This window comes from Adlercreutzia sp. DFI.6.23 (assembly GCF_024462535.1).
In the GTDB taxonomy this organism is placed as follows: Bacteria; Actinomycetota; Coriobacteriia; order Coriobacteriales; family Eggerthellaceae; genus Adlercreutzia; species Adlercreutzia rubneri.
In genome coordinates this window covers 1-280 of sequence record NZ_JANGBP010000863.1, presented here as the reverse complement: position 1 = coordinate 280, position 280 = coordinate 1, and the positions used below count along the sequence as shown (strand labels likewise).

Annotated in this window: 1 rRNA gene; it reads left to right on the top strand. The window is 65.4% G+C overall.

Annotated features, from left to right (window positions below):
* A 23S ribosomal RNA gene (locus NE591_RS16460) occupies positions 1–280 on the top strand; the annotation flags it as partial.

The following is a 280-nucleotide window of genomic DNA, read 5'->3' as shown; positions in this document are numbered from 1 at the left end:
CAGACATTCCCGCACCGCCGACGGCGCGGCATTACCGATGGGGCGACGGAGAAGGGTAGCCGGGCGGGGTTCTGGACGTCCCCGTGAAAGCGCGTAGGGCGCGCAGCGTGGAAATCAGCTGCGCACGAGGCCTGAGACGCGAGACGAAGCGACCGAGCGAAGCCGGTGAGCCCATGCTTCCGAGAAAAACCTCTAGGGAGTGCCGTCGGCGCCCGTACCAAAACCGACACAGGTGGGCGGGTAGAACATACCGAGGCGATCGGGAGAACCACGGTTAAGG